The sequence below is a fragment of the Bradyrhizobium sp. genome (genome assembly GCF_019242285.1).
Taxonomy (GTDB): Bacteria; Pseudomonadota; Alphaproteobacteria; order Rhizobiales; family Xanthobacteraceae; genus Bradyrhizobium.
In genome coordinates this window covers 1-7,400 of record NZ_JAFAVV010000803.1, presented here as the reverse complement: position 1 = coordinate 7,400, position 7,400 = coordinate 1, and the positions used below count along the sequence as shown (strand labels likewise).

General features: G+C 65.2%; 8 protein-coding genes. 4 read left to right on the top strand and 4 right to left on the bottom strand.

Annotated elements, in window-relative coordinates; all coding sequences use genetic code 11:
- The 3 genes from JOY90_RS32950 to JOY90_RS32940 all read left to right on the top strand — a co-directional run.
- On the top strand, nucleotides 1-522 hold a 522-nt coding region (locus JOY90_RS32950), incomplete at its 5' end, for an ABC transporter ATP-binding protein (protein ID WP_291695272.1).
- On the top strand, nucleotides 519-1,223 hold the full coding sequence (locus tag JOY90_RS32945) for an ABC transporter ATP-binding protein (RefSeq protein ID WP_291695271.1): 705 nt from the start codon (nucleotides 519-521) through the stop codon (nucleotides 1,221-1,223). The genes JOY90_RS32950 and JOY90_RS32945, both read left to right, overlap by 4 nt.
- A gap of 16 nt (nucleotides 1,224-1,239) precedes the next feature.
- Nucleotides 1,240-1,713 (top strand): MarR family winged helix-turn-helix transcriptional regulator, encoded by a 474-nt coding sequence (locus JOY90_RS32940; RefSeq protein WP_291695270.1) that lies wholly within the window; start codon nucleotides 1,240-1,242, stop codon nucleotides 1,711-1,713.
- Between the two features lie 279 nt (nucleotides 1,714-1,992).
- Here the strand turns inward: JOY90_RS32940 and JOY90_RS32935 are convergent, their stop codons facing one another.
- Both JOY90_RS32935 and JOY90_RS32930 read right to left on the bottom strand, forming a co-directional pair.
- Nucleotides 1,993-2,655 (bottom strand): hypothetical protein, encoded by a 663-nt coding sequence (locus JOY90_RS32935; RefSeq protein WP_291695269.1) that lies wholly within the window; start codon nucleotides 2,653-2,655, stop codon nucleotides 1,993-1,995.
- A gap of 2 nt (nucleotides 2,656-2,657) precedes the next feature.
- A complete protein-coding gene (locus JOY90_RS32930) occupies nucleotides 2,658-4,058 on the bottom strand; it encodes a selenium-binding protein SBP56-related protein (RefSeq protein ID WP_291695268.1) in 1,401 nt (466 codons plus the stop codon).
- 444 nt (nucleotides 4,059-4,502) lie between these two features.
- Between JOY90_RS32930 and JOY90_RS32925 the strand changes: the two genes are divergently transcribed.
- Nucleotides 4,503-5,687: an amidohydrolase/deacetylase family metallohydrolase gene (locus tag JOY90_RS32925; protein ID WP_291695267.1), complete on the top strand. Its 1,185-nt coding sequence runs from the start codon at nucleotides 4,503-4,505 to the stop codon at nucleotides 5,685-5,687.
- 263 nt (nucleotides 5,688-5,950) lie between these two features.
- Here the strand turns inward: JOY90_RS32925 and JOY90_RS32920 are convergent, their stop codons facing one another.
- Together JOY90_RS32920 and JOY90_RS32915 are read right to left on the bottom strand one after the other, a co-directional pair.
- Nucleotides 5,951-7,147 carry an amidohydrolase family protein gene (locus JOY90_RS32920; protein WP_291695266.1) on the bottom strand — a complete coding sequence of 399 codons (1,197 nt, stop codon included), beginning with the start codon at nucleotides 7,145-7,147 and terminating at the stop codon, nucleotides 5,951-5,953.
- Nucleotides 7,148-7,269: 122 nt separating this feature from the next.
- On the bottom strand, nucleotides 7,270-7,400 hold a 131-nt coding region (locus tag JOY90_RS32915; RefSeq protein ID WP_291695273.1), incomplete at its 5' end, for a uracil phosphoribosyltransferase.

Genomic DNA, 7,400 nt, shown 5'->3' with positions numbered 1-7,400 from the left:
ACCGCGACATTTCCGACCATGACAGTACGCGAGAACGTCCAGCTCGCGCTGGCGTCGCACCAGCGGCGGCTGTTTGGTTTCCGGTCCCCGATGCCGCGGCTTGCACGCGGCGAGGCCGGCCGGCTGCTCGATCTCGTCGGCATGGGGACGCAGGCCGAGCGGCCATGCGGCCAGCTCGCCTATGGCGATCTGAAGCGTCTCGAGCTCGCGGTTGCGCTCGCCAACCAGCCAAGGCTCCTGCTGATGGACGAGCCGACCGCCGGCATGGCGCCGCGCGAGCGCGTCGACTTGATGCGGCTGGCGGCCGACATCGCGCATCAGCGCGACATCGGCATCCTCTTTACCGAGCACGACATGGATGTCGTGTTCGAGCACGCCGACCGCATTCTTGTTCTCAATCGCGGCACGCTGATCGCGGAAGGGACGCCGCAACAGGTGAGGGCTGATCCGCAAGTGCGCTCGATCTATCTCGGTGAAGGCCTGATGTATGACCGCCGTCACCGTGAGGGAGCTTCGGCATGAAGCTCGCGGTCGAGAAACTCAACGCCTATTACGGGCCCGCGCATATCCTGTTCGACGTCGGTTTCGCGGTCGGCGCGGGCGAGGTGGTCGCGCTGCTCGGGCGCAACGGCGCCGGCAAGTCGACCACGTTCCGCTCGATCGTCGGCCTGGTCGAGCAGCGCCGCGGCCGGATCATGTTCGAGGGCGCCGACGTATCGTCGAGCCCGACCCACGAAATCGTCCGTCGCGGGCTCGGCTATGTGCCGGAGGAGCGGCGTATCTTCACCGATCTGACGGTGACCGAGAATCTGGAAGTCGGCCGCCAGCCGAAGCGGGCGAACGCGCCGCATTGGACGGCCGAGAAGCTGTTCGCATTGTTTCCCAATCTCGGCGAGATGCGCGACCGGCCGGGCGGGCGGATGAGCGGCGGCGAGCAGCAGATGCTCACCATCGCGCGCACGCTGATGGGCAATCCTTCGCTGGTGCTGCTGGACGAGCCGTCGGAAGGGCTCGCGCCGCGAATCGTCGAGCAGATGGTGGATGCGATCCTGACCATGAAGCGGGAGGGCGTCAGCATTGTCGTTTCCGAGCAGAACCTGCATTTCGCGCGGCTGATCTGCGACCGCGCCTACATCATCGAGCGCGGCCAGATCTGCTTCGAGGGCACGATGGCAGAGCTCGATGCGCGTCCGGAGATTCGCGACGCGCATCTGTCGCTGTGAAGGGGCAGGGAAGGCGATGGCCAAGAGCGCTTCGCTGAACAGGAATGCTTCGCTGAGGAAGAGCGTCAAGCCGTCGAAGCCGGCCTATGTGCTCGACGAGCAGATCGGCTTCATCCTGCGCCAAGTATCGCAGCGGCATGCCGCGATCTTCGCCCGCGACATCGGCATCAGCCTGACGCCGACGCAATGGGCGGCGCTGGCGAAGCTCAGCGAGACCGGGCCGTGCTCGCAGAACCAGCTCGGCCGCTTGACCGCGATGGACGTCGCGACCATCAAGGGCGTGATCGACCGCCTCACCGCGCGCGGACTGACCGAGACCGGCGCCGATCCGACCGACGGCCGCCGCCTGGTGGTGAGCCTCACCCGCGCCGGCCAGCAACTCGCGGACAAGGCCGCGCCGAATGCGCTCGCGATATCGAAGGAGACGCTGGCGCCGCTGGATGCGAAGGAGCGCGAGACGCTGATCGCGCTGTTGAGCAAACTGCGGTGAATGCGGAATCGTAGGGTGGCAAAGGCGCGAAGCACCGTTCCCACCCTTCCCGCGACAGCGTGGCTCCAAATGGTGGGCACGCTTCTCCATCTTCGTCCGTTGTGCCACCGCGTTCGTGGTCGCTTAGTTAGTCGTACTAAGTCACATGTGTGGTGCTCTCGTTGAAATCCTTTCGCTTTTTGGAACGACCATATTTGCACAAAGACGAGTCGATTCAATGGCTTGAGTCTTCTTGTGACTCAGTACGATTAGCCCACCCTACGGCTCTGCCACCCGTCGTTATCCGACCAAGCTCAGCACCAACGCGACGGTCCCGACCAGAATGAGACTCGCCGCCCAGCTCGCTTCCAGGTTGAACCAGCTCCGCGACACGAATTTGAGGCCGAGATAGCGATAGGCCAGCCATGCCAGGAGGCCGCCGGCCGCGATCATCGCTGCGGCGTGCACCACCGATACCAGCGCGGCGACGCAGACATCCTTGCCGATCAGGGATTCGGCGGCGGCGTGGCCGCGGTCGGCTTCGCCGCAGAGCCCGAGATAGATCGGCACCAGCATCAATCCCGCGCCATGGGCGATCGCCACGGCGAACGACCACAGCCCCAGTTGCGTCGGCGGGATGCGCGCCAGGGCGCGTGGATGCCGCCGGTTGACCAGACGGAACAGGCCGAAACCGATGACCAGCAGACTGGCGCCGAGCTGGATCGGGCGCTGCCATTCCACCAGCGTGACGAGCAGCGCGAAGGGCAGGATCACGGCCAGCATCGCGAGCAAGTGGCCTGCCAAGAGCGGCAGGAGCGCGGCGACGAGCGCGCGCGGGCGCCGTTCCATCAAGCCGGCCGAAACCGCGAGCGGCCATCCCATCCCTGGATTCGCACCATGATAGAGGCCGCTCGCGATGACGGCGAGCCAGAGCGAGAAGGTCGTCCAGCCGGCGCCGCTCAATGTCAGACCGACGGGTAGCAGAACGAATCCGTCGAGCAGTCGCCGCCGTCGAGCCGGATCTGGTGGGCGCGATAGCCGTCGGGGAAGCTGATCCAGTAGTCCTTGGCGAGTTCGAGGCCGCCATTGGCGCCGACAGTGGCCATCACCTCGGCGCCCGGCACGCCCGCGGGATAGAACTGATCGTCCCAGGTCGAGTAGAGCGAGTTGGTCCAGTAGACGCGCTTGCCGTCGCGGCTGATCTCGACCATCTGCGGACCGCCGGCATAGGCTTTGCCGTTGGGATGCGGCGTACGGCGCGCGATGCCGCCGATGTGCACCGATCCCGCAAGCTTGGGCTTGCGGGGATCGCTGACATCGTATTGGCGCATCTCGCCCGTGCCCCAGCAGGAGACGTAGAGAAAGCGATCGTCCATCGAGAGGTCGATGTCGGTGATGAGCGGCGGCACCGCGCCAAAGCCTTGCAGCAGCGGCGGCAACTGCTCCTTCGGCGCGGGCTCGGGCGGGATCGTCGCCGTCTTCTCGATGTGGAACGAGCCGTTCTCGCGCCACCAGGTCCAGATCGAGCCTTCCAGATTGGTGGTGTCGACTACCACGCCCAGAAAGCCGTATTCGCGAACCGGATCATGGGCGGGACGCACCTCGAGCGCCATCTGGTGGTTGGCGCCGAGATCGATGGTCTGCACGTTGCGCCGCGCGCGCAGATCCCAGAAGTGGACGTGATGGCCGTATTTGTTCGCGAGCAGATCCTCCGGCACGATTCCCTTTTCGAATTGCGGCGGCAGCGCCCATTCGCTCGTCACCATGTAGTCGCGCGGCAGGTTCCACCAGAAATCATAGTGCAGCTTTTGCGGGCCGCGATCGAGCTCCCAGCGTCCGAGCACCTCGAAGCTCCCGCAATCCATGATGAAGACGCCGGGCGTTCCCTCGGTGCCGTCCTTGCCCGCGCCGCCGAGCGTCGAGACATAGATGCCCTCCGGGCCGCAGTGAACCGTGTGCGGCCGTGAGTAACCGGTCTTCCTGAAAATCTCCTCCGGCTCGATGATCTTGTGGATCTTCGCCTGCGTCGGATCAGGCTTGGTATCGACGACATAGATCCGCGACGACCGGATGCCCGGGATGATGAGATAGCGGCGCTCGAGGAAGGCGTGGCCTGCGAGCGGCGACAGCGCCGAGGAGCAGGCGTTCCAGCCGAAATGATGGAACTCGTCGCCCTTGTTCGGCATCGTCACGGTGTGAACGATCCGGCTGTAGCTCGGCGAGCCGGGCTTGACGTCGATCACCGCGAGCGCGTCAGGCTTCGAGAAATCCGGGCTGAGCAGCAGGGTATAGGCGAAGTTCTCCGGCGGGGCTTCCATCGCCAGTTTCGGCGACGCATAGAACGTCGGGTCGGGCCTCATCGTCATCTTGCTGTCTCCCTGCTACCTGGATCCGTTCGGCTGCGGAACGATACGCAACGGTGGGCGCCTTGAAAAATTTCCTGCTGCCATCGTCACCGTGCAGCATCAATGCAACGAAGACTATCACCCGGCGTCTGATCTCGAAGACACAAAATGCCGCGGCCGGCACACCCGCCATCACCAAAACGTGCGCGTGGTTGGATGTCCCGAAAATGGGATGAGCAGCGGCGATCGCTCGCGTTCGGGAGACCTGCGTCCGATCGGACAAAAGAAAGAGCCGCGAGTGTTTCCACTCTGACGGCTCTCAAGTGGTCCTTGGCGGGAGGAGCCAAGCACGGTGTCTCGTCGCTACCACTTTGCGTTGCAGCAAGGTAACCCGATCGCGGAAGCGCGGATGTGATCTCTCTCACACATCTGGTAGCCTCACCGAAAAAAGGGAGGACGACCATCATGAACCGACGTCAGTTTCTCTACGCCGGCGCCGCTGCCGCGGCGCTGCTCGGCCGCACGCGTGGGGCCCGCGCAGCGGCCTACGACCTGATCATCAAGGGCGGGCGTATCATCGATTCGTCCACGGGGTTCGACGCCGTGGGCGACGTGGCGATCGTGAGGGGCGTGATCGCGGCGGTTGCGACGGACATTCAGGGTGATGCTTCCGAGACGATCGATGCGCATGGCAGGATCGTGGCGCCAGGGCTGATCGACATTCACACCCATGCCGGCAGAAGCAAGGAAGGTCCGCCGATGTGCCTGCAGGACGGCGTAACCTGCTGGATCGACGCCGGCTCGGGCGGCGCCGACAACGTGGATCAGGTTGCGGCCGTCGCTCGCGGTGCGCCGCAGATGGGCCGCATCCTGGTGAACATCGCCCGGACCGGCGTGATCGCGCCGGAGGGTGAGCTGCACGACATCAACAGCGCGAACGTCGCGCTGGCGCAGGGAGCCATCGCGCGCAACCGCGACGTCGTCGTGGGCGTCAAGGCGCGGCTGTCGAACAACGTCGCCGGCGCCAACGACCTGGAGGCGCTGCGGCGCGCACAGGAGGCGGCGGCGCCGTTCGGCCTCCCGGTGATGATCCATGTCGGCCAGAACTATTCGCCGCTGCGTTCGATTCTCGCACTGCTCAAGCGCGGCGACATCGTCACTCACATGTACGCGCCGGGCATGAACGGCATTCTCGACGACAAGGGCGTGCTGATCCCCGAGGTGATGGCCGCGCGCCGTCGTGGCGTGCTGTTCGATTTCGGCAATGGCGTCGCCGATCATTTCGACTGGGATACCGTGGAGAAGGCGACCAGGCAGGGCCTGTGGCCGGACACGTTCTCCACCGATTGGAACACGCAGTCGAAGACGTCGGGCGTCGTCGACCTGCCCAACGTGATGTCGAAATTCATCATGTACGGCATGCCGCTCAGCCAGATCATCGCCTGTGCCACCGTCAATCCCGCGCGCATCTTCGCGTCGTTCGACGACCGCGGCACGCTCAATATCGGCGCTCCCGCCGATGTCGCGATCATGGAATTGCGCGAGGGGTCGTTCGAATTCCTCGACAACTACAAGGGCGTGCGCACCGGCAAGCAGCGGCTGTTTCCGGCAGGCACCGTGCTCGCAGGAAAGCGCGTCGCGCACGCGTGACGGGGAATTCGTAGGGTGGGCTAAGGCGCGTAGCGCCGTGCCCACCATCCATCGACAGTATCGTCCGGAATGGTGGGCACGCTTCGCTTAGTCGTACTGAGTCACAAGAAGACTCAAGCCATTGAATCGACTCGTCTTTGTGCAAATATGGTCGTTCCAAAAAGCTCAAGAATTTCAACGAGAGCACCACACATGTGACTCAGTACGATTAGCCCACCCTACGGTTCCTCGTCATTGCGAGCGCTCGTAATGATAGTGCCGCGCTAATGCCCGACGATCTCCGGCACCTTCGTCGCCGGCGGGGTGTTGCGGCTGCGCTGGGTGCGGACGATGCCATCGATGATGGTCATGCCGACGCCGGGCAGGTCGCCGAGCTGGACGCTTTCGAGGATGGTCTTCGCCGGCGAATGCTGCGCCTTGTCCATGATCACGAAATCGGCGGCGCGGCCGATCTCGATGAGGCCGCAATCCAGCGCCCGCATCCGCGCGGTGTTGCCGGTGGCAAAGCAGAACGCGATCTCCGCCGGCACCTCGCCGAGCGATGACAGCATCGACACCATGCGCAATATGCCGAGCGGCTGCACGCCGCTGCCGGCCGGTGCGTCGGTGCCGAGGATGATGCGGGAGAGATCACCCATCTCGCGCGCGGTGCGCAGCGTGTAGAGCGCGGAGCGCTCGTTGCCGTTGTGCACCAGCTCGAGCCCGCGCTTGCAGCCCTCGCAGATGCAGCGGATCTGGCCGTCGGGCAGCGCGGTGTGGCCGCCATTGACGTGCCCGACCACGTCGGTATCGGCTTCCAGCACGACGTCCTTGTCGATCAGACCGGAGCCGGGGATCGACGGGCCGCCGGTATGGATCGTGCTCTGGATGCCGTATTTGCGCGCCCACGCCACCATCTTGCGCGCGGTCGGGCCGTCCTTGACGCCGCCGAGGCCGACCTCGCCGAGCAGCTTGACGCCGGCCGCGGCGAGCTCCTTGAAGTCATCCTCGACCATCTCGCGTTCGATCACCGGCGCGCCGGCATGGACCTTCACGCCGCCGGGCCGCAGCGTCCAGAACGCGCGCTGCGCGAAGATCGCCATCGCCTTCAAGCCGATCACATCGCGCGGCCGTCCCGGCATGTGCACCTCGCCCGCGGAAATCATGGTGGTGACGCCACCGTGGAGAAAACTGTCGATCCAGCCGATCTGGTTCTGCCGCGGCGTCCAGTCGCCCGCGACGGGATGGACATGGCTGTCGATCAGCCCCGGCGCGACGGTGGTGCCGTTGGCGTCGACGATGGTGGTGGCGCCTTCGACATCGACATCCCCGGCGTGGCCGATCGCGGTGATCCTGCCGTTCTCGGCCACGATGGTATCGGCGTCCAGGATCGGCTTTTCCAGCGCGCCGGATAGCAGCAGGCCGATGTTGCGGATCACGAGCTTGCTCGGGCCGGTCGGCTGCGGCGCGTCATGGGCCATGGTGGGGTTCCTTCTGGCTGGAAATCCCGGAGATCATGGGCCGCGCCGCGGCGGCGGATCAAGCGGCTTTATTCATTTGCATACGAATGATGCATTTGTCAGGACGCTTGCCACCCGCGGCATCACCTGGTGCCGTAGGCGCGGTCGCCGGCATCGCCGAGGCCCGGCAGGATGAAGGCGTCGTCGTCGAGGCCCTCGTCGATCGCCGCGGTCCAGAGCGGCACGTCGGGATGCAGGCCGCGCACCCGCTCGA